Source organism: Mucilaginibacter gotjawali (assembly GCF_002355435.1).
Lineage (GTDB): Bacteria > Bacteroidota > Bacteroidia > Sphingobacteriales > Sphingobacteriaceae > Mucilaginibacter > Mucilaginibacter gotjawali.
Window position 1 is genome coordinate 4,188,627 of sequence record NZ_AP017313.1, and the last position, 21,048, is coordinate 4,209,674.

At 38.4% G+C, this 21,048-nt stretch carries 12 protein-coding genes and 1 pseudogene; 4 read left to right on the forward strand and 9 right to left on the reverse strand.

The window, feature by feature from the left end; translation table 11 throughout:
- Window positions 1–2: 2 nt before the first annotated feature.
- The 9 genes from MgSA37_RS18495 to MgSA37_RS18535 all read right to left on the reverse strand — a co-directional run bounded on the left by MgSA37_RS18495 (window position 3) and on the right by MgSA37_RS18535 (window position 17,367).
- On the reverse strand, window positions 3–761 hold the full coding sequence (locus tag MgSA37_RS18495) for a thiopeptide-type bacteriocin biosynthesis protein (protein ID WP_096353993.1): 759 nt from the start codon (window positions 759–761) through the stop codon (window positions 3–5).
- Window positions 704–3,076: a lantibiotic dehydratase family protein gene (locus MgSA37_RS18500; protein ID WP_096353995.1), complete on the reverse strand. Its 2,373-nt coding sequence runs from the start codon at window positions 3,074–3,076 to the stop codon at window positions 704–706. The genes MgSA37_RS18495 and MgSA37_RS18500 overlap by 58 nt, the downstream gene beginning before the upstream one ends.
- 125 nt (window positions 3,077–3,201) lie before the next feature.
- Window positions 3,202–3,429: a class I lanthipeptide gene (locus tag MgSA37_RS28315; protein ID WP_157750632.1), complete on the reverse strand. Its 228-nt coding sequence runs from the start codon at window positions 3,427–3,429 to the stop codon at window positions 3,202–3,204.
- A gap of 42 nt (window positions 3,430–3,471) precedes the next feature.
- On the reverse strand, window positions 3,472–4,176 hold the full coding sequence (locus MgSA37_RS29420; protein ID WP_096353996.1) for a lanthionine synthetase LanC family protein: 705 nt from the start codon (window positions 4,174–4,176) through the stop codon (window positions 3,472–3,474).
- On the reverse strand, window positions 4,134–4,640 hold the full coding sequence (locus MgSA37_RS29425; RefSeq protein ID WP_157750633.1) for a lanthionine synthetase LanC family protein: 507 nt from the start codon (window positions 4,638–4,640) through the stop codon (window positions 4,134–4,136). Before MgSA37_RS29425 ends, MgSA37_RS29420 begins: the two co-directional genes overlap by 43 nt.
- A 1,654-nt stretch (window positions 4,641–6,294) precedes the next feature.
- Window positions 6,295–9,408, reverse strand: a complete 3,114-nt coding sequence (locus MgSA37_RS18520; RefSeq protein WP_157750634.1) for a gliding motility-associated C-terminal domain-containing protein — start codon at window positions 9,406–9,408, stop codon at window positions 6,295–6,297.
- A gap of 355 nt (window positions 9,409–9,763) precedes the next feature.
- Window positions 9,764–10,153 (reverse strand): barstar family protein, encoded by a 390-nt coding sequence (locus MgSA37_RS18525; protein ID WP_157750635.1) that lies wholly within the window; start codon window positions 10,151–10,153, stop codon window positions 9,764–9,766.
- 8 nt (window positions 10,154–10,161) lie between these two features.
- On the reverse strand, window positions 10,162–13,671 hold the full coding sequence (locus MgSA37_RS18530) for a DUF6443 domain-containing protein (RefSeq protein ID WP_096354004.1): 3,510 nt from the start codon (window positions 13,669–13,671) through the stop codon (window positions 10,162–10,164).
- A gap of 3 nt (window positions 13,672–13,674) precedes the next feature.
- Complete coding sequence (locus MgSA37_RS18535; RefSeq protein ID WP_096354005.1) at window positions 13,675–17,367, reverse strand: DUF5977 domain-containing protein; 3,693 nt, start codon at window positions 17,365–17,367, stop codon at window positions 13,675–13,677.
- Between the two features lie 411 nt (window positions 17,368–17,778).
- Here MgSA37_RS18535 and MgSA37_RS29430 point away from each other — a divergent pair.
- The 4 genes and pseudogenes from MgSA37_RS29430 to MgSA37_RS18550 form a co-directional block, all read left to right on the forward strand.
- A pseudogene (locus MgSA37_RS29430) lies at window positions 17,779–17,904 on the forward strand (NUMOD4 domain-containing protein); the annotation flags it as partial.
- 210 nt (window positions 17,905–18,114) lie between these two features.
- Window positions 18,115–18,387, forward strand: coding sequence for an NUMOD1 domain-containing DNA-binding protein (locus MgSA37_RS29435; protein ID WP_262497482.1), 273 nt, complete (start codon window positions 18,115–18,117; stop codon window positions 18,385–18,387).
- A gap of 422 nt (window positions 18,388–18,809) precedes the next feature.
- Complete coding sequence (locus tag MgSA37_RS18545; RefSeq protein ID WP_096354008.1) at window positions 18,810–19,115, forward strand: hypothetical protein; 306 nt, start codon at window positions 18,810–18,812, stop codon at window positions 19,113–19,115.
- Between the two features lie 957 nt (window positions 19,116–20,072).
- Complete coding sequence (locus MgSA37_RS18550) at window positions 20,073–20,981, forward strand: toprim domain-containing protein (RefSeq protein ID WP_096354010.1); 909 nt, start codon at window positions 20,073–20,075, stop codon at window positions 20,979–20,981.
- The last annotated feature ends 67 nt before the right edge of the window (window positions 20,982–21,048 follow it).

Genomic DNA, 21,048 nt, shown 5'->3' on the forward strand with positions numbered 1-21,048 from the left:
TGTTAAGAGTCGTAAGTTCTTGCCCGGGCTAAATTTGAACTGTAGAAACGTTCAAGAAACGAGTAAATTAATAATTCATATTTACGTTGTTTGGCTATAAAAAGTCTATTTATAAACATGTGAATATGGCTTGATAAAAACGATAAAAATTCTTGATCATTTTTATTTTGTTCAAATTCATCCATTATAATTCCAATATACTTTATATTCAATTTTGAACGGATATTTAACAATTCCGCAGGTTCATCAATGGCGTTTTGAACATCAAATGCTGAATCCATATGTAAGGAAATCTTTTTTTCTTGCATTTTATATTTTTGATTAAGTGATGATCTTACTTGGCTACTTGAAGAAAATTCTTTAGAAAAGGCCTCAACCTGAAGCTTAAAAAATTTATGCTTATCTAAAGAGCTAAAATTAAAATCATTAAGAAACATGTCTATGCCCCGCATGCCAAATATTATCCTATAGAATTCCGAGTTTTGATCATCTAATAGAGAAATAAATTTTAATACAGTAACGCTATCGTTATTAAAAAAAGTCTCTGAAATTTCCATCAAGTTATTTTTATAACGATTATTCTCTTGAATATAGGTGTCGATAACTAATTTGTCAGTATACATATTTTCATATAAATCTTTGACGATTGGGTTGAAATCTCTTTGTAATTTTTGTTGTTTTTCATCGTCAGAATTATAAAATCTTATCCTAATATGTGGCCGTCCATCATTATACCTAATAAAAAAAATTTCTCGAATAATTTTTCCTTTTCTCCATTTTCAATAAACGGCAAAATAAATTGCGTTAAAATCTTTTCTTGTGTTTTTACTCCAGCATAAATTTTGTAGTAAACCCATTCACTACCTGGAAGAAACTTTTTCGGATTTTTAATCGCTGCTGTATTTTCATTATATGATTTTACAATTTGGAAATCATTCTTAATAGGAATTATTATTTCACTTACAAATGGGTTCTGTTGTCCATCATGCAATATGCAGTTTTCTTCAGTCTGTAAAAACTCTTCAACTATAATAACTTTAAATTTCCTGATGGATCTTAGTAAAAATTTAATCGACTCCAAATAGTTCAAGTCTATCAACAATTTATTGTCACCTTCCACTAATAAAATACGATAAGGTAATTGTTGTCTATCCCTCAATCCATTAAAAAATGCAATATATTCGGTTTCATCCGTAGGCAACTCTTTTAAGTCGTCTGTGTCGAGATACCATTGCGCTTTTTTCAAAATAACGTTTTTATATACTACCCTTGGCAAATATTTATAGCGAGACAATATACCCCAATCCCAAGGTCTCAGATTTGAAAAACCTTGATTTTGAACATCCCCTAAAAAAGAATATACGGATAAACTATTAACCATATAATAATTATGCGCCGTTGTTAATCTCGGTATAACGCGTTTATTGAACTTAATACTTCTTAATATAACTTGATCATTTTGAACGCTAACCAATAAATCATTAATGGGAATTTGAAAATCCTCCTCGGCTCCGGATCTTCCTACATAAGGAATTTCGTACATTCTTAATATTGGGCGTAATAAGACATTGGTATCACGAACTTGCGAGGCATGTACAACTTCAGCGAATATAATATCGGGATAACTCTTCTCCTCGCCTTCTATTATTTGTTTGGTATAATTATGAAGAGTTTTATCACCGTGTGTAAATCGAGATAACAAATTACAGGCTGAGGAACCGCCAATTCCAACAAGGTCAAATTGAAAGTTTTCGACATCGAATACACCAAGCTTTGCTTGTATCTCCCCAATTATATACATCCCATTTGAGAAGCATAATTTTGAAGAGTTAGGTTTAAACTTTAAAACATCTTCTTCTGTAATTTCTATTTCATTTAAATTTCTTTTTAAAAAGTCAGTATATTTATCAATGATAAATCTTTGAAAAAAACTAATAGTAATATCACTACTTAACAAATTAACACTTTCTGCTAAACCATCAACCCATTTACTTCCACCAGTGTTTTTTTCAATCACAGAAGCATACCCAACTCCCAAATCCGCATCTAAAGCAATATTTAAAGGCACCTCTGTATCTTCGAACTTTTCTACAAACAACCGTTTGAAACTATTGATATTTTCGTTATGATAGGGTGAAGCAAAAGTTAATAATTCATTACACTGGTTTATTATTTCATTAATGACCTTTTCATTTATAGTGTTATTTTTCAAATTAAGGAGTAAGTCAACTTGAAATATATTCTTAAATTCAATATCTTGGGTAATTATCTTTTTCGTGGTTTGAATTATTTTTTGATAATAGTCAATTCCGGTCCTTTCACTTTCAATCGAATTAGTAATATCAGAAAATGCCATTTTTATATTATCAATGTCATCAAATTGACCTAATTTGCTGATTAACTGTGCCAACGGTTCTGTACCGGTAACAGATATTTCTAAATCTGAAACAAAAATCTGATCTTCGCATAGCTGCTCGATAAACGCAATCGATTCTTCGTAGGAAACGTCTTCTATTTTCAATAATTCTTGAGCAAGTTCTTCAATTGTCACACCTCTTTGAGCTCCTTTGATTAATTTGACTAAATAATCTGTCTTTTCAACAGAGGTAAGTTTATAGTTACGCTCATTCCCATTAATCGTATATTCTATATACCGCAGATCGTTCGGGCTCTCATATAAACTTTGGTTAACTTTAAATTTCAACTGCTTTCTCAAGAAAGGATCCTTTTCCAATTGAGTTACAATAGCCGAAATGAAATTCATATCAAACCTGACATTTCTAACATGATTATCAGATTCTGAAATCAAATCAGTAAATCCTCCTAATTCAAGTACACAAGTACCGGCGAAGATTCCAAATGGAGTAGATCTTGAACAACTCCTTAACCAATATTTCAACAAAGATTCCTCAATTTTTGCTTTTTTTTGAAGGTCACCTTTTTTAATATTTTCCCATAGGTCTATAGATGCAAGAAATAGTGCTTCATCGAATTCCGAGCTTATTTCAATTGGTTGAAAGGCTTTATTTAGACTTTGTAAAGGTGCTCTCAATAAAACAAAATTGTAACTTTTCATTTTTAATTTATATCCAATCAAAACCTAAATCTCTAACCAAGCCCCTAAAAAACTAGCAATTTAGGGGCTTAATAATCTTTAATTTGACTTGTTAACAAATAAATATTTTATGTTATAATTACTTGTTAGGCACAAGGGTAGGTTGGGTTTGGGCATTTAAAGCTCATGCAGATCGTAGTGGGCGTTATACTTCCACATGGGATAGAAACATTGACGCAGCCATAAGAAGTAGCACAGTAATCTGTAATACCCGTGCTGCCACCTAATACCTCTTTCATTTCCTGCTCTGATAATGAAGAAATGGTAGTCTTGCTTAATTTTAATTTTGAGGTGTCCAATTTTAACTTTTTCATTTTTTTAATTTGATTTTTAATAATGTATATAATTAATGTAATCTAGTTTAACATTAAACAATGGTCCCACGAGTAATCTTCTGTTATAAAACTTATTAAGGCCAGTCCAATACCAGCGCTTCCTTCCAATAAACTTAAATTCTTTTCATACCTATTGGAATAAGCATTAAATTTCATAAAACAATTCTCCCCTTGTAAATAGTTTTCCTTTTCTAAAGAATAGTCAATCCAGAATTCCGCAGCATTCCTATAAATTAGATTATTTGTTAGCCTCCATATTTTATTATAAATATGTGCTATTCCTATACTTCCATGACAAATACTAGCATCGCGCACATATGTTTCCTTTGGCAATCGCCTATAGGTTGTTTCTATAAGAACATTATTGGCATGCTGTAATAGTATGTAGTCATCGAATATTTCTGCAGCTTGATACAAAATATACCCTATGATTAAATCACCATAACACCAACCAAGTCGACTATCTTCAATTTTAGAATCATTGGAACAAAAAGAAGGGAAAATACTAACAGCCCCTTTTTGGTGCGTATTTTTAAGTATAAAATCGATGATCTTTTTTGCTACCAGCTTTGAGTCTTCTTCACAAATACCGGCTTGAGTACATTGAATGCACATTTTTAGGACTCCTATTACTCCATGGGCTAAACCAAGGTTAACGCGATAAATGTCCACATTTTGGCTCTTTAAATTAAAACTATTAGCAATTGAATCTTCAATAATGAACATCTTAAGTTTTTCAAAAACCTTAAAAAAAATGAATCGTTTAATTTATAGTTTGAAAACAGAAGATATTGTGCTAATCCAACGGCACCATTTAGAAATTCGTAATTCTTCGTTTCTAATAAACCCAGGGCGCTTTCAACAATTAATTCATCACCCAAGCATATGTTGTTATAATCACATTCTTCTATGATCTCCAGTTGATAGAGATAAGAAAAAAACCATTTAGTCCCGGAGTTCCCGTAACAAAAACTATTATCATTAGAGGATACTAAACTTTCAGCTAATGCTTGGATTGTAGAAATAGTTTTATCATCATACAGTGAATTTTCAAAATGTTTCAAATACAATATTCTAAATAATGCTACCCCTGAATCACCAATCATAAGAGAAGATGATGAAGTACCCGTATCAGATTCTATATATATTCTTTTTAAAATAGATTCAAGCTTTGACCTCAGAGTTTTCAAGAATTTGATGAATAATTTATTGTTAGAAGATTTAGATTATTTAAAAATGGAGTGTTAAGATGCTGCTTTGGAAACCTCTGTACCTAAATTGCCATCGCCAATAATACCTCACATCACTACCCGGTAAGTTCTTTGGATAAGGACCTAAAAATTGAAAGAACGCATTTTTAATTTCTTAGCTTGATACAGTAGTGACTACTATCAAAAATTCCCACAACCGGCAGAAACGAAGCGCTATCTATAACAATTTGATTTTACCACTGCAACACAGTCATTAAATAAACCAATACGGCAACGCGGCAGGGAATACTTATCGCCTTTCAGTTTAAGTACTGCAAAATATTAAAGCAGCGACTATCGTTAATCGTGAATTGAACCTTATAAACCCGTCGGTTCTAACTCTCGCTTACTGCTGCGCGGGTAAATGTTAATGAATAAATTTTTAAACAGTTGATAAGCTGTTGCAATGGTATTGGATTCTGGAGGAAATGAAAACATATGATTCGGTTTAGCGATTATTTATTGTTTTGCCAAATTTAATTAATTAGTCTTTGAATTCAAAAGGTATTCTATTTTATATTTATGCTCCATTTTTCGATGAATAATTATCCACCTATTAGAGCCTGTTTAAATTTTAATCGAAACTTTTTTATGAGCATTATTTTACTGACTGTGATTCAATAATTGCTAATAAGGCGCTTTTGTTAATTCGAAAGCGAATATGGAAAAATCCGAAGTAAACTATTTATCAGTTTCGACACAAAGGCGAAATGTGTCGACAGAAAATAGATATCGGCTGATAGGTATTAAGGGTGGAAATTATGGAGCTATTGAAAACAGTTCATATTTCAATTTTTAATATCATTTGAAATTATAAACCGATTTATTTGAGGGAATTTCTACAATAGTGAAAACCCGCTCAAGTATACTTTGAAGCCTGTAGGAGGCCGAAGTACATACAAGAGTGAGTCCACCGCTATCTTCAAAAAATAACGAATAGTTATCTTTCTCTTACAATTTTAAAAATTCCTATATTTTCAAAGCAAGATCCAAAATCCAAATGCCAGATAAAAAACAACAAATATCCTCTATCATCCAATATTCAACATCCGATTTTGGGTGTTTGATATTATAAGTAGAGATATGTTATTCAAATGTAGATAAATAAACATCTAAAATAATTGTTTAACACTAAATTAGTGTTTTTACAAACTGATGCAATGTTATTTCGTGCTATTAATTAGTATCCATCGGATTTTTGGCCAAACGATAAAATATATGGCAAAAAAACTCGTGTGAATCCGGCCAAATTGAAAAGCACCTTAATTTCTATTCAATCAAGATTTGAAACAGGTAAGATAAATAAGATGTCTGATATTGGTGAAATGTACGTGACAGGGCTTATTGCTGCATTTAGGAATAGGCAATAATGGCTATGTTACTAAATTCGATTCCCCGGAAAACTTTACAGTTAATGACATGCTTAAACTGGCTGACATAACCAATACCAATGTGGAGTTAATATGGCAAGTTGTTAAGAAAAAAGCGAAAAAACGAGATATCAGTAATTTGCTTGGAGAGGATACTAAGATAAATGAAAAATCTTAGTAGATATATCTGAATGAGTCAAGAATTATTATGACAGCTATTTAGATCAATAAATCACCGTCAGCGACCCGCTAAATTTTTGCGACCCATTTTTCGCCGTAACAATATAATAATAAGCTCCTGCTGGCAGCTTTTTGCCTTTGTATTCGCCGTTCCATGGCGTGCCGTAGCCGATGCTACTGAATACCTGCACACCGTTACGGGTAAATACTTTTACAGTTGATGTAGGGTCGCTATCCAGCCCTTCTATTACCCAGGTATCGTTAATGCCATCGCCGTTGGGGGTAAAGGTATTGGGGATATAGATATCAGGGCATCGGTCGGCTACTTTTATCTGCTGGGTGGCCTGGCAGCCGTTTGCATCCGTTACGGTTAAGCTAACCGTTTGCGGCTGGCTTACCTGGTAGGTTTGGCCGCCTGTTTGCCCGTTCCAGTCGTATTGGGCAAATCCGGCCGGTGCAGTAAGCGTCACCACCTGTTTTTTATAGGTACAGATAGTAGTATCGTTCACGCTAAAAACCGGGTTGGGCAAAAAGGCAATATCGGTGCTGGCTGCAGCCTGGCACCCTGCGGTTGAAGTGACGGTTGCGGTGTAGGTTCCTGCCTGGGTTATGGAGACCTGGTCGGTTGTTTCACCGGTGGACCATTGCACCGTTCCACCGTTATAATTTGCTTTCAGGTTTATTGTTTGCCCATCGCAAATGGTGGTATTTACAATTTTTTCGATACTTACCGTTGGCGGCGGATTAAAAGTAATAGCCTGTACCGCCGAGGATTGCGAACAGGTGCTGCCATCGGTATTTGGCGTACTGTAGGCAAGGGTTACGGTATAACTACCGGGCACATTGGTTACAATGGAACTTTGACCTGTACTGTTGGGTACGGGCACATTGTCTTTATACCATTGGATGGTGTAATCCGGATCGACTGTTTCCGCCAGGGACAAAGTAGCATTATCACCCACGCAATACGCCGGCTTATCGGTACTGATGGCTGGCACGGGTACAATTACAAATGCAACCTGCACTTCTTTTGATGCTACCCAGCTTCCGGCGCAACTGCTTACTTCCACTTTATAGGCGCCGTTTCGGGTTATGGGTAGTGATGTGGTTGTGATTCCGTTTAACGTACCATCCTTATACCAGCGGTACTGGTAATTGGCGCTGCCGGTAACCTGTAGGGTAAGCAGTGTGCCTATACAATATTGCAGCTGATTGGGGTAATTAAAGGTAAAAACAGGCGCAGGGGTAAAGGCAAGGGGTAAAGCCGACGAGGTTTGGGTACAGGTGGAAATGGTGCTGGCCAGCACCACCGTGTAGCTGCCGGCTGTGGTTTCATTGATGGTAGTTAAATTCTTATCTGCAGTCAGCAAAGTACCATCCCGGTACCAGTTGATGGTGTAGGATGGATCGGTTGGGGCACTCTCTGCCAGTACGGCAATATCTTCGGCGCAGTAAACGGCTTTATCTGAAGTTACCTGCGGAACGGGCAGGGTAACCAGGTCGACCTCCACTTCTTTTGAGGGCACCCAGCTATTGGTACAGGCGCTTACCTCAACTTTGTATTTGCCGGTTTGGGTAACGGTGTAAGATGAAGTGGTATTGCCGTTGAGCACGCCGTTGGTATACCAGCGGTAAGTATAGCCGGGATTATCGGTAGTTTGCAGGGTAAGCGGGGTATTATCGCATTGCTGGATCTTATCGGGGTAGTTGAAAGTGAAGACAGGGGCGGTGATTACTTGTACCGTAAGATGATTACTTTCAAGATGCGTATTTCCGCAGGGATCGTATAATACTGCGTAATAATCACCACTTGAATTGATCTCCAGCGAATTCTGCGATTTACCCGGCAGTTCCTTCCCGTTTGCATACCACTGAATGGCAATTGTCGGATCAAGAAGAAAGCTTGCAACTGCCGTTACAGAGCTACCAGCGCATAACTCGATCTTTGATACAGTATTTGCCTGATTTTCAAAACTTATCGTATATGACTGTTGACCGTTCCAGAACGGAGCATAATCGGGCTTGATCAGATAAAGCCCGTTGTCGCAGGCTAGCCAAACACCATCTTCACATATAGGCATTGTAGTGGACGAAGTATTAACGCAAATATCATTTACCCTGATATTGCCAAGTTCGCCATAATGAAATAAAGAAAATTGTCGTAAGAATGTAGCAAGCCAGGTATTTGACTCATAGTTGTTGTATACGGTACTGCTGAAATAGAGCCCGACATCCGTGCCGACTAACAGGTTTTCTTTTATATTTCCCGGATAGCCGGGTGACCCGTTATCACCCAAAGCAACAAGGCCATAAATACTTGTGATTTTGTTTACTGTAATATCGTTTAGATAATGACCATGAGCGGAACCGGATGAGTAACTTCGCTTTTCCGAATTTTGAAACATCCCCTTATTGTTTCCCCAAAATAAATTGGTCAAGTCAGTTACATCACCGAGTTCTTGTACATCTGAGGATATATAATATGCGGTATTGATATTGTACCCGAAAGATTTTCCACCTTCCCATAAGTATTCCCCATAAACACCTCCTGCCCAGTTTTCATGATCGACAGGGAGGTAATTAATCGTATCATTGCCAGCAAAAGGGTTGGTGCCGAAACTATCTTTGTACATTTCTTTTCGATACGTAGCCTCGTATATTTTACTTGATCCATTGTTTAAAAGTTGAGCAGCATTTTCGTTGTCCATGTTATATCGGCAAAATCCGCCACTGGTACCGATTATCAGGCAATGTCCAACGTAAGTTTCCTGATAGTACAAATTTTTATCGATCCCGATTGAATTTACCGTACCCAGTATGCCATCAGCAGGGCCAAGTAAGCGCACTGAGCCATTTTTATATTGTACAATATTAGCAGAATTAGCAGCGATAAATACAGTATCCTGGCTGCGGCCAGCTATATCAATAAACTGTAAACTGCTATAAGCAGCAAATTTATCACTGTAGTCATCAATCTTCTTGGTGAGACTATTAATGCGGTAAACCTCGTTATTCTTAGCAAGCACCCACAAATAAGGGTCATAGAAATCACGCTTTATTTTAAGTATTGTTTTACCATTCAAAAGTTCACTGCTTAAATGGAAAGCTACGTCCTGCTGCTGGCTGTAAGTTGTTGTAGATAGGAGCAATAGTATCAAAACTAGCAAATTGCGATTAGACCGCATAATTTGTGCAGTATTTATATTTATTATTAAAATTTCTTTACATCGCCGTCAACACCATGTGTCCAGATATTATTTAAAGAAAACTAAGACCCAATCGTGTATTTCGGTATTATTTTAATCAATACTCAAAAATGCACTTAGAGTGTTTTAGGCAATTAATCCTTTTGTCTCATATTCCTCTACTTTGTGAATAGGGGCTAACCCAGTAGAGTTTATGCCCATTAATTAAATATTAAAGATAGTGTTCCGTACTCAGTCCCGGTGTATTACATCACAAACTTTTCTCTGGGTCACAATCTCCGCCTCTTTTGACCTATTTACATCTGCATCATAGTGCAGGGTTAATTTTGTTATCTAATATTTCTTTGACGATACTTTCACAATCTTTAGGGAACACAACTTCTAAATAATGGTTTTCATCATCTTTCCAATCATAAACGGAATCATATAATATTTCAACATACGTGTATAAATTTTCATAATCAAGTATCGGTAGAGTATCGTGTACCAATACAATTCTTCTTTCTTTAATCCAGTCAAAATCTCTTAGTAGGTCATATAACGCATCCCAATTAAACCCAAAATAATTGGGAAATTTGAGTTCCTTGCATAATGTAGACAGTAGTGTTTCCTTATTTGTTACGCCTGACAAGTGTGCTACAAATGCTAAACTTGGATTGTACAATCTAGGTGTTTCTTCAAATCTAATCCTATTCATCTCCATAATCATTTTACTCGAATAAATGTTAAATAATGATCCGCTGTAAAATACATCTCACCATTTTGTCCAACAACAAAACGCATCGCCCCGGGACGATTAAGAAGGCCGGGGGTAGGGTGGACGTATTCAGTATAGTATCCTAATGGTTTTGCTGGCAAAAGTCCATCTCTGTTCATAAATATTGAGGCATCATTTCTGTGTGGGAAAGACCCTCCCGTTTCAATTCTGTTTATGGTTGGTCCTAAATCATTGACTACGCCATCTGCACTTACAATAAATCGTGTTGCTAATGGCACATCTTCAACAACAGAAAAATAAGCTTTAACTTTTGAGTATATAGCTCCGACTTCAGAAACGCCCGATACAGCACCATAGGTATCCACTGTGTTATTCACGATAGCCAAACTAGTAGATGGAAGACCAAAATCTTGGTAATTAACTTGTTCAGGAGGAGGCCATGCCTTAATAACACCTTGATTAGTTGGATTTAAAGGAACTCTATGCGGAGAGGATTTTTGAGGCCTAAACTTCGGAATTTTAGAAGCGGTTTTTGCGGCATCCGCTTTCGTAGTTGGCCTTGTTCCTGGAAGACCTCCACCCTTACTGACCTTTGCGGTTTCCGTATTTGTTAGATTATAACTTCCGCTAAAATTTGTACTACTCGCGTCAGTTTCGCTGTTTAAAGTTTGATAACCATTACTATATTCAAACATGCCATCAGGATCTATAACCCTTATCGGATTATCAAATCCATAACGGTAAGGTGTCCATCGCCGGGCATCGTCTGCCATCGGATCAATCACATTCCACCTCGCAATCACCGGGTCATAGAAACGTGCGCCATAATCGTATTCACCTAGCTCCTCCTGCAGCTCTTTTTTATTGTAAAGATATTCATTTTTCGAGCCAACTAATGTATCTCTTAAGATTTCGAATCCAAACGGATAGTAATCATCTTTTTGTATGGCCGCCGCCGAACCTGTTTTGGTGTCAAAAGTAACCCTAGTATTCCCAAGGTTGTCGCTCAAATAATAGATATAGTCATAACTATTTGAGCCGTATGATGCAGCTTTTCCTTCCTCCGTTTGGATAAAATCGAGCGTATCAGTAGTTGTCCCGTCGTACTCAATGCCATTGATGTAATCAGTGGTGCCTGTCGCTGGACTTACACGTCTCAATTTATTCCCAATAGCATCGTAGGTATAGGTAATCGACTTGCTCCCCGTTATATTTTGCGGCAAATTAACTAAATTATAACTTATACTTATACCTGTAAGGCCTTTACTTGGATCACTTACAAGATTACCATTGCCATCGTAACTATAGGTCCAGGTCCCGTGCTTTAACCCGACATCGTTGGTGGTTTTATCTGTGATTTTAAGTAGCTGGTTGTAATAATTACCAGACGCGTCAGTAAAAGTATAACTTAGAGAATCAATTTTAGTGCCATTTTGAAACCTGTTCATGCCGACAATATTGCCCATTTTGTCGTAAACTATGCTACTTTCATTATTCGAAACTGTTGAAACGCCCGAGGTAAGTCTGTTGAGTTTGTCGTAAGTATACGTGTAATGGTTGTTAACTGTGGGGTACCCCCAGTATTGATACATTATATTACCATTATATGCCTTGTTGGTTAGCGAGTCGTAATAAAGGTGCATCGCAAATAACGCAGAGCTGCTTGCAGTGAGCCACCCTCTGGCATTGTATTGATAACTGACGTTCTGCAGAAAATTCACACTATCAGTGCTATGCAAGTGTTTAATATAGGTTTGTCCTATTTCATTATAGTCTACTTTTGAAATCAAAATTTTCGTGGTAGGGGTGTTATTGAGCTTTTTTATTTGCTCCCACGTAGATCTCTTCCTACCTACCTGATCGTAATAGTAGGTATTCGTAATAGTAACTAGTGGAAATGAAGTATTGTTTATGTTCTTATGTTTTCTTGTAACGGAAGTTGGTTGGTTAACAAAGTTGTAAAGAGTACTATCTTTATCATAGTTGGCTAAATTCACTACTCCACCTAAATAATGCTGTGCATAATTTTGCGATGTCCTCCCCAAATCATCATAGTAGACCGCATTCCATAATTGGTCAGTTGGCGTATTCAATACCGCTGTTTTCTTTACAGTAAGCAGGCTACGAGTCAGTTGACTCACCCCTGAAGTAATATAATATCCTGTGGAGGAAAATCCCGGAATATTTGAATAGGTGTCATAATAACTAAGTGCCAATGTGGCCGTCACATTAGTCGTCGGCCAGGCAACATTGGTATAACCATTACCGCTGTTAACGACGGCTTCATACAGGTTGGTGGTGATCCCATTCAATATGCTTTGCAGACTTGAGCGACTAATACTGGTTCCGCCGTTATTCCAAATGCCCGACATGATCATCCTTTGCTGCGCATCATACTTGGTAAAAACCCATTGCTTATTAAACCTTTGCAAGCTATCCTGAGTAGCAACAGGCTGATCCATCCGATTATAGACTGTATATTCCCACCCCTTGCCAGGTATCTTTTTACCGACGAGTCTATTTTTACCATCGTACTGATACTGATAACCCAAGTTATTGAGTTTAGTTTGACTAATCGCTAATGCCGAATCGGCAGCAGTGATTACGGGAGGAAGTACAAATGACAATTTCCCCAGATCATCGTACACATAATAGGTGGAAAGCATTTCTACGCTATTATTTTTGTAATTATAGGCTCGCTTTAGAACGATCCGGCCATCAATATCCTTATATTCCTCCATAGTACCAGCTCTTCCGCTAACCCAATTCTCATCTTTGGAAATGGTAATAGTTAGAGTATTTGCTGCGTAATAGCCATTGTTATGTAGTGTTCTGCTGCTGTCACTTCCAATCGTCACATAATACAAGGACGCTTGTCGTCCATTCAATGAATCACCGGTAAAAGCCGTGCTATTATTCAGGGTATAAACCATCTTAATTGTATGGCTGCCCAGTTGCCAGAGTACACCGGGCGCACCTTGCTCCACCGGCCTATTCAGTGGTGAATTATCAAAGCCTGTTTGCGAATGCGGATCCGCAATAACTGTGATACCTGATCCCGACGGCGGAGATGAATAGAACACACTATCGGCACTTACTGCACTAGATCGAAAGCTACCTGCCGTGCCCGTTTGCGGAGTGTAGGGTAGATATTTATATACTTCTCGTCCATATTTGTCGTAGACTTGTGGCAGAATCATATCATATCCTAACTGAGAGGCTTGTTTTTGCACCGTTTGTATGACTCGGCCAAGCCCATCCACATATTGTATGGTAATCTGCACCTTGGTTTTGTCCGTATTATTGGCCACCATGGTACTATCATTATTTATGCCACTAATGCGGGGTGTCTGGGTAATGACGTAGTTATTGGTTTGGGTTTGTGCGTTTGCGGAAGATATAATAGCCGTAAACAATAATCCAAATACAACCGTTAATAGATTGGTGTAAGTAAACCGGATAGTGCGCTGGCTGGTTTGCTTAAAAATATTTTTCATGGCTTACTGAATTGATAAGGTTAGATTTGAACCAGAAGTCACTGCCACGCTACTAAAGCTTGCAGAATGTGCTACTACAGGTGTATATCCTGTCAGCGTAAACGTGTGGGTACCCGAACCGACTGCGTTAACTGAAATAGTCGCATACGTTCCCACAGGCACATTTATTACCGTACTTCCCGATGAGGGGAAATTATACGGCGTTGCTATTCCGGAAAATGTAGCCTGAAAGCCCGTCAAACCCGTAGAATTGCTCAAAGTAAAAGAAGTTGTAATCACCGGGCATCCGCAATACTGGTTCGCTTTTGCCTGCCCATTGACATTCATATCATAGGTAGCATCCGCATTTGCCGAAACTTGGGTGGAAGAATAATACCGGTTAATTGGTACGGTATACGTCAATGATCCTGGTGTGGTATTGGGTGGGCAGTTATTGCGCGTAAAAACCGCCGATTGCAGTTGATTGCCTATTGTCTGATCATAGGTATGGTAGCCATAGTTATTGACAATATATCCGTAAAAGTTTTTGATGTTTTTCAAGCGTTGCGCAAAGTCATATTCAAAGTAATTATTAAGTCCCTTAGTATCGGATATAGAACGCACACCTGACGGATCGTAGGCGTACGTGGTCATCTGGGCAGCCGATGGATAGAGTCGCAATTCATCTATTGATACACTTCCGCTGATGCTGACAGTTGTTACGCTGGTCGGTATCAGATATTCATAATAGGTCCAACCGTTAATACTCGTTAATGCTGTTCCAGTCAAATAACCGCCTGCGTATACAGTTGCAGCACCGCCGTTACTCCAGTAGGACAACGTATAGCCGACACCACTTGAAACTGATGCTGAAATTGAACCCGAACTTAAAGGATAAACCAGGCTTCCAGTGGGCGCCGTTAGATCAGTGACAGGTGTGCCGCTATAATACCAATTATTGCTTGGACTTCCGCCAAACTCAAAACTTGTATAGGCTGCATTTGTACTTATGGCATCCTTTACTTGTGCTATCGGGCTCTCGCCGAGATAGCCCCAAAAAATACTGACCGGTGTTGTATTTCTCGGGGTGAACTGTGTAAGGTTATTATTGCTATCGTAATTGTCAAAGCTAATCACCTGTTCGTAATGGGTATCGTTAGTTAAGCTGCCAGAGGTTATTGTTGAAGGACTAAAACTCGTAAGGGGCAGTGCAACTCTTAATGTTTTGATAGTCGACAATACGGCAGCGTTATTCGTTCCAAACTTATAAGTCGTCAGTTCCCCTGAAGCCACCGCATTGACCCCAGTTGTCACATTTTTTAGCGTGTCATATTTTTCGATAGCTTCAGCCTGCATATTGCGGCTTACCATGGTGTCAATAACGGCGTTGCCCGATGGATAATCGGCCGGATATTTACTGACCGAAACAAGCGTGTTTCCCTTACTATCTGTATGATAGCTGCGGGTGACTTGCTGATGAATGAGATTATCGTATTTGTAGGTTGTGGTTGATGTCGTGTAATTAGCTGGATTATTCGTATCGTAATAGTTAACCGTAGTGCCGGTTAAATAATTGTCGTCTGAAGTGATATAGTAATTCGGATAAAGGAAAGAATTAGTATCATCCGGACTTTGTGTACCCGGAGAGATCGGGTTTGGTGCACCTTCGTTATAAAATAACTTTCTTACAGCCAGGCCGACATAACTATACGATGTATAGGGAAAGGCGGTATAACTATTGCTTGTCGATTTGACGATTTGATAGCCACCACCGGAGAGATGGATATATTCATTTTTCGTCAAAAGATGGCCTCTTACATAAAATGCGCTGATGTAAATAAGATTTCCGGACATTGAGGCACTAGTATAAGCGTCCTGCTGATCAGTAAAGGTGTAGTCAGTTCGACCAACATTTGTTCCTGGCGTACCGATATATTCAGTAACTGACGGGTACACAACGGTTGCGCCATCATAACCCTCAAGATCGCAGTGAGGATTATTTGAATATGTACGTACAATTTCAGTACTTATGGGACTCGATCCATATAACCGGTGGGTTTGCTGGGTGCTGAAATAACCATAGTCCAGTAAGAAATTCGCTCGTGCGCTGTTATAAATATACGTTTTAACAATAGGTGTCGGATTGATTCCATCGTAACTGCTTATCGTCTTAACACGTAACCCTCCTGCCAGCATTAGCGTACTGCCACTATAATATTGGTTGGTTTGGTAAGTAAACGTAGAATAGCCACCGGTGGGGTAGCGTATCGTATCTAACACGAACGCCTGCATATAATTAGAATCGCAGTTGCGTCCATTTGCAACACTACTGCCGATAGTCACATAAGAAGTGCTTCCGCCAGACACTGGCTGATAACTGATTGTTTGCTGCGGTGTCAGCATACTGTTAGCTTTTCCGTTATAAAATCCCCAGTAATCCTGCTGGTACGAGGTATATGCCGGCAAACTGATACTGGTGTTATAACCGAAACGATAATGCTGAACGATGCTGCCCGCTTTATCGAGTATTTGTATGGAATCGAGTCTTAGTCGTTGATTACCGCCGGAGTTAAAATAACTTTTATAAAACACAATGGTTTTCTGTAACTCCATCGCTTTCGTGCCGAAGTTGTATTTATATACCTTAATATCCTTTAGTCCGTACGCATACGACCCCGAGCCAACGTTGATATCTTGTCTGGAGGAAGCGTCCAGATCAAAGACCACCTTGCCGTTTTTGAATGTAATCTGGCTTACTAACTTCTCGGATGTACTATTGTAGTTTCCGGGAGTCGTAGGTGTCGAGCTGTACGATGCATTATGATAGCCAGTACCAACGATCTGATCAATAACAGAATAAATTTCTCCATCCGCTGAAGGATAAATTATTGCGTCATTCTGGTAAGAGAAAGAAACCGTATCTCTCCTGTTTTGGCTGATCATATTCTCCAGTTTCCATGCGGATGCCGAAGTGCTGCCTGTGTGCCCAGATGTTGAGGAATAGGTGGTTTCGGTGGAGGCATCGCCAAACGTGTAGTTATTGCCGTGCTCATCTGCAATGGTAAATCGGGTAAGTCCAGTATTGGGCGGTGGGTTACTATAGGAATAAGCAACCAGATTGTAATTTATTTTTAAAGGAGCATAAGGTAACATTTTGACCTTATAGGTGCCTACAGAATCATATATAAAAAATTTACCTCCGTGACCTGGAAAATCGTAGGAGAAAATATCCGGCTTTGTGTCATAAGTCCCGTCGGATGCCTTTTCAAGATAGTAAACACCCGCATATGTTGAGGTATTGATAGCGCTATTCTGCCAAACATAGCCATTTAAACAACCATAAGGCATGTCATCAGGAAGCCCGTAGGTACGCCTGGTAATTTGTCCTGCGCCCGAAACAGACCAACCTAGTCCGGCCCAACTTGCCACATCAGTGACCTTATTACCTGACGCATGATACGACAACGTAATTGGTACTTGAAAACCGCCCGCTTCAATCGTGTATAGCGGTATCGATATATCAGGTATTCCGGTAAATTCATTTACCTGGTACGTGCCATATTTCTCAATCGCGGTAGCTGTGGGCGAGCGCGGAAAAGGCTGCGGAACAAAATAATTGATCTGTGTACCTGACTGCGCTTTTAAATGAGATGGCAAAAAGCATGAGGCAACTGTCAGAAAAGACAAAAGAAATGGTTTAAGTTTAATAAGTTTCATTCGAAAAGGCGTTTTAGGTAACAAAAAATAATTGGCATCAATATCATGCCCAAGGGGAATTGGGTTGAGCCAATCAGGTTCGAGGTATACTGGATGGTTTCATTGCAAATTAGGTTTATAGGTTTTTGGATAAAATTTAATAGTCTAATGTAAAATATAAATTTTAGAAATCCAAAGAAAATACATGCGGCTTTGAAATATTTATTTTGAGCTCAATTCCTTCAACGTAGAGGTAATCCTTTAACAGTTTTATGCGTTTTACCGTTGATTAAGTCAAAAGAGAAAAGTATTTATCATATTTGTAGTTTGATGGTTATTTAAATATTAACCAAAAGCTATAATTACGATGGCCGACCTAACACCACCTTATCAAAATAAATCATTAGCTGACATTCCGGGGAGGTATGGAAGGATATTCCAGGTTTCGAAAGCACCTACCAGGCCTCTACACTGGGCAGAATAAAATCATTGGACCGTATTATCCCGCATCCCCGGCTCTACCAGCAGTTTGTAAAAGGACAGATCCTAAGTCAGAAAGTCAATCAAAACCAAAACCTTAAAACGGGTGACCCTTCGATCTATTTGTCAGTAACACTAACCGTTGAAAGCGAGCCAAAATGTTTCAACACCCGCAGGCTCATTTACAAGACATTTATTGACCCGCACCTAGATTACGAAAAAGACGGTTTGTATGTCATCAATCTCGATGGCGACGGTTATAACAACCAGCCTGAGAATTTACGGTTGATGACTAAAAGCGAAAAATCATTACGCGCCTTTGCACGGGACAGGGTTCCTCCATCCATCCTCAAAACAGGTGATCGTACCCACTGGCGCAAAAACTATTCCACCAGCAAGCCGGTGGAGCAATATGATTTAAAGGGGAACTTTATAAAAGAATACCGGAGTATAAAAGAAGCCGCAAGGCAAACTCGTATTGAGGACAAAGTGATCATCCAGGTGGCCAAGGGGATGTACAAGCAATGGAACGGGTTTGTTTGGAAGTATAGGGAGAAATAAACGGTCAGTTTGCATAGCCGTTAAAGTGCAAAATAAAAGCTACTCCAAACATGTTACCATCAATAGGACTAAGTTATTATTTTCGATATCACATGCTAAACCAATTGAAAGAGGCTGTAAGTGGCGTTGAATGGGGGCATACGAATCAGATTTTTACAATAATCCTGTCGTAAAAGCCTGTAGGGATGAATATTTAAGTAATAAAACAATCGACATGAAAACTACTAATACTTTTGACGGTGCTGTAGATGAATTTGCAAAAAAAATATAATACATTTTTAAGTTTCTAGGAAGCCGAAGGTTAAAATCCTTCGAGTGACATTGTTAATAATTTTAACTCTTTTTTTCCATTAGACTATTTTTATAAATTACTTGCTCCAAAAGTGCAGCAACCGTAACAGTTGCCTCTAAAAATTAATATCATGAAAAATAAATTTCTTGTAGCCGGAATTATCGTTTTAGGTATTTGCTTCTCATCGTGTAAAACCAAAAATAAACCTTCCGATAACATCGATTTAGGTATATCAAATAATAGCTTAAATAATGAACAAATTGATGTTGAAATATTTACAAACGGCAAACAGTTTTTTAAAAAAAAGCTCATAAAGAGTTTCTATTTTGAGAAACATCGGTTACGACCTGGGAATTACCTATTGAAAATAAGTATAAAAATAGAAATTTATCCAACACGTACAATGTTGCAGTTGAAGAAGATCAATCATATCTAATGACATTGGACTACACTTATACCCCCCATTTGATTCGGCAAAATTTTTATTGTAAAACATGCCATAAAAAACAGAGTGATCAAGCAACAGGATTCTTCTTTATTTTTAAAGGACGTAGAAAACAACAAAGCGTCATACAAAGAATCACCAAGAAAAATAAGATTTGAATTTATAAACAGAAAAAATATAGGTATTAATTAGCGATATCGAATATCAATAATGTCTTTCTATATAGCTTTTAAAGTTAAATAATTTACTGAAAATTATCGATTTGACTACTATGGATTTTGGTACAACTCACACAACAAAGTGCAGTATTGGAACGGCGAATACAATGGAAAAAACTACCGGCGGGTGTCTATTATATATTGTTACCGCGAAAAACGGCATGAAAAAGTCCACGGACCGCTGACGATTTAAAGGTGAAAATTTTACCAGTTCTCTAAAAAATTAAACATTTTAAATGTTGACTAGTTAGTTAAATCATTTTTTTTTCTAACGCAGTATTTTTACACAAGTTTTGCGATACCATTACTCAATCGTTTTGCACCACGCTCCATTGAAGGTCCTAATTACCCTGTGATCATTTAATAGTTCATAGAATCCTTTCGGTTAATTATTCATTGTCAACTACTGTGAAAATTAAATGATTTTCACCTGTCAAACCTGTTATCAAAATTATTTGAGGGTCCGACCCTCGAAGGAACCCATTATCGATTTCGAGCTTTCCAACCTTTGTCCCAATGCCAATGGCAGACTGTTTAAGGTCTTTGACATCCGGGAACGAAGCATTATCCTGTTAGCACCAGGAAATATTGTGAAGCTGAGATTGTATCAAGATAGCGAAAGCGCAATGGCAGACGAGAGTCCGGTTTGTAGAAACCGAGGTGAGTAGTTCCGAAAATATATTTTATAGGAGGGAGCCCTGTTGCTCCCTTTTTTTATGCCATCAATTTTATGAATGCAAACATTAACGCCCGCGACATTAAAGATCATGTTTCATTGGTTGACCTGCTTTCACGGCTGGGTTACCAGCCTCACAGAAAATCAGGACAGGAACATATTTATTGGAGTATGCTCCGGGATTCCGATACCACCCCCTCCTTTTCTGTCAACGACAAATTAGGCTGCTGGTACGATCACGGTGAAGGCAAAGGCGGTAACATCATCGATTTTGGCTTGCTGTATTGGAAAGGTTCCTCTTTTCAGGAAGTGCTGGAAAAAATCAGCAATATTATGGGCGCTGCCCTTCCGGTCCAATCAAATACGGACAAGGCAAAGCGTAAACGCTCTGCGATCAAAGAACCGCATTACAAGGTTTTAGAAGTAAAAGACCTAGGCCTTAACACGGCTATAACCAATTACCTGCAGAGCCGGGGTATCTGGCTCAAAGCACAGGGCAGACTCAAAGAAGTCTATTATTATGTGGAGGATGACAAAAGGAACCGTAAGCATTTCTTTGGAGCGGGCTGGCAAAACGAATTGGGCGCCTGGGAAGTCCGGAGTGTCAACTTCAAGGGCTGCCTTGGCCACAAAGCCATCAGTTTTATTCCGGGCAATCCTGACAAGCTTGCCGTCTTTGAAGGTTTTATCAATTACCTGAGCTGGCTATCAGAGAACACGTTCGCTGATGAAAGTGTACTGGTTTTAAATTCAATAGCCCTTATTCAGTCAGGCATCAGGAAAGCAAAGGATTTCAATGACATATCCTTGTATTTTGATAATGATACAACCGGACGGAAAGCTACTGTTACTTTTCAGCAAGCACTCAGACAATCTGTGGATTGTTCACCGGTATATGAAGGGCATAATGATTATAACGACAAGCTCATCGCCGGATTGAATGGCAATCATTTTTCAAGGTGAGATTCCTTTCAAATCACGCGTAAGGTAACTGGTTATCTTTTGGTTTTTATCCTTGCAAGATGTGCTC

Bases quoted from the DNA above. Each gene is read 5' to 3' on its own strand.
- MgSA37_RS18500 (WP_096353995.1), bottom strand. From the start codon at position 3,076: ATGAAAAGTTACAATTTTGTTTTATTGAGAGCACCTTTACAAAGTCTA.
- MgSA37_RS28315 (WP_157750632.1), bottom strand. From the start codon at position 3,429: ATGAAAAAGTTAAAATTGGACACCTCAAAATTAAAATTAAGCAAGACT.
- MgSA37_RS29420 (WP_096353996.1), bottom strand. From the start codon at position 4,176: ATGTTCATTATTGAAGATTCAATTGCTAATAGTTTTAATTTAAAGAGC.
- MgSA37_RS18525 (WP_157750635.1), bottom strand. From the start codon at position 10,153: ATGAATAGGATTAGATTTGAAGAAACACCTAGATTGTACAATCCAAGT.
- MgSA37_RS18530 (WP_096354004.1), bottom strand. From the start codon at position 13,671: ATGAAAAATATTTTTAAGCAAACCAGCCAGCGCACTATCCGGTTTACT.
- MgSA37_RS18535 (WP_096354005.1), bottom strand. From the start codon at position 17,367: ATGAAACTTATTAAACTTAAACCATTTCTTTTGTCTTTTCTGACAGTT.
- MgSA37_RS29435 (WP_262497482.1), top strand. From the start codon at position 18,115: ATGACTAAAAGCGAAAAATCATTACGCGCCTTTGCACGGGACAGGGTT.
- MgSA37_RS18545 (WP_096354008.1), top strand. From the start codon at position 18,810: ATGAAAAATAAATTTCTTGTAGCCGGAATTATCGTTTTAGGTATTTGC.
- MgSA37_RS18550 (WP_096354010.1), top strand. From the start codon at position 20,073: ATGAATGCAAACATTAACGCCCGCGACATTAAAGATCATGTTTCATTG.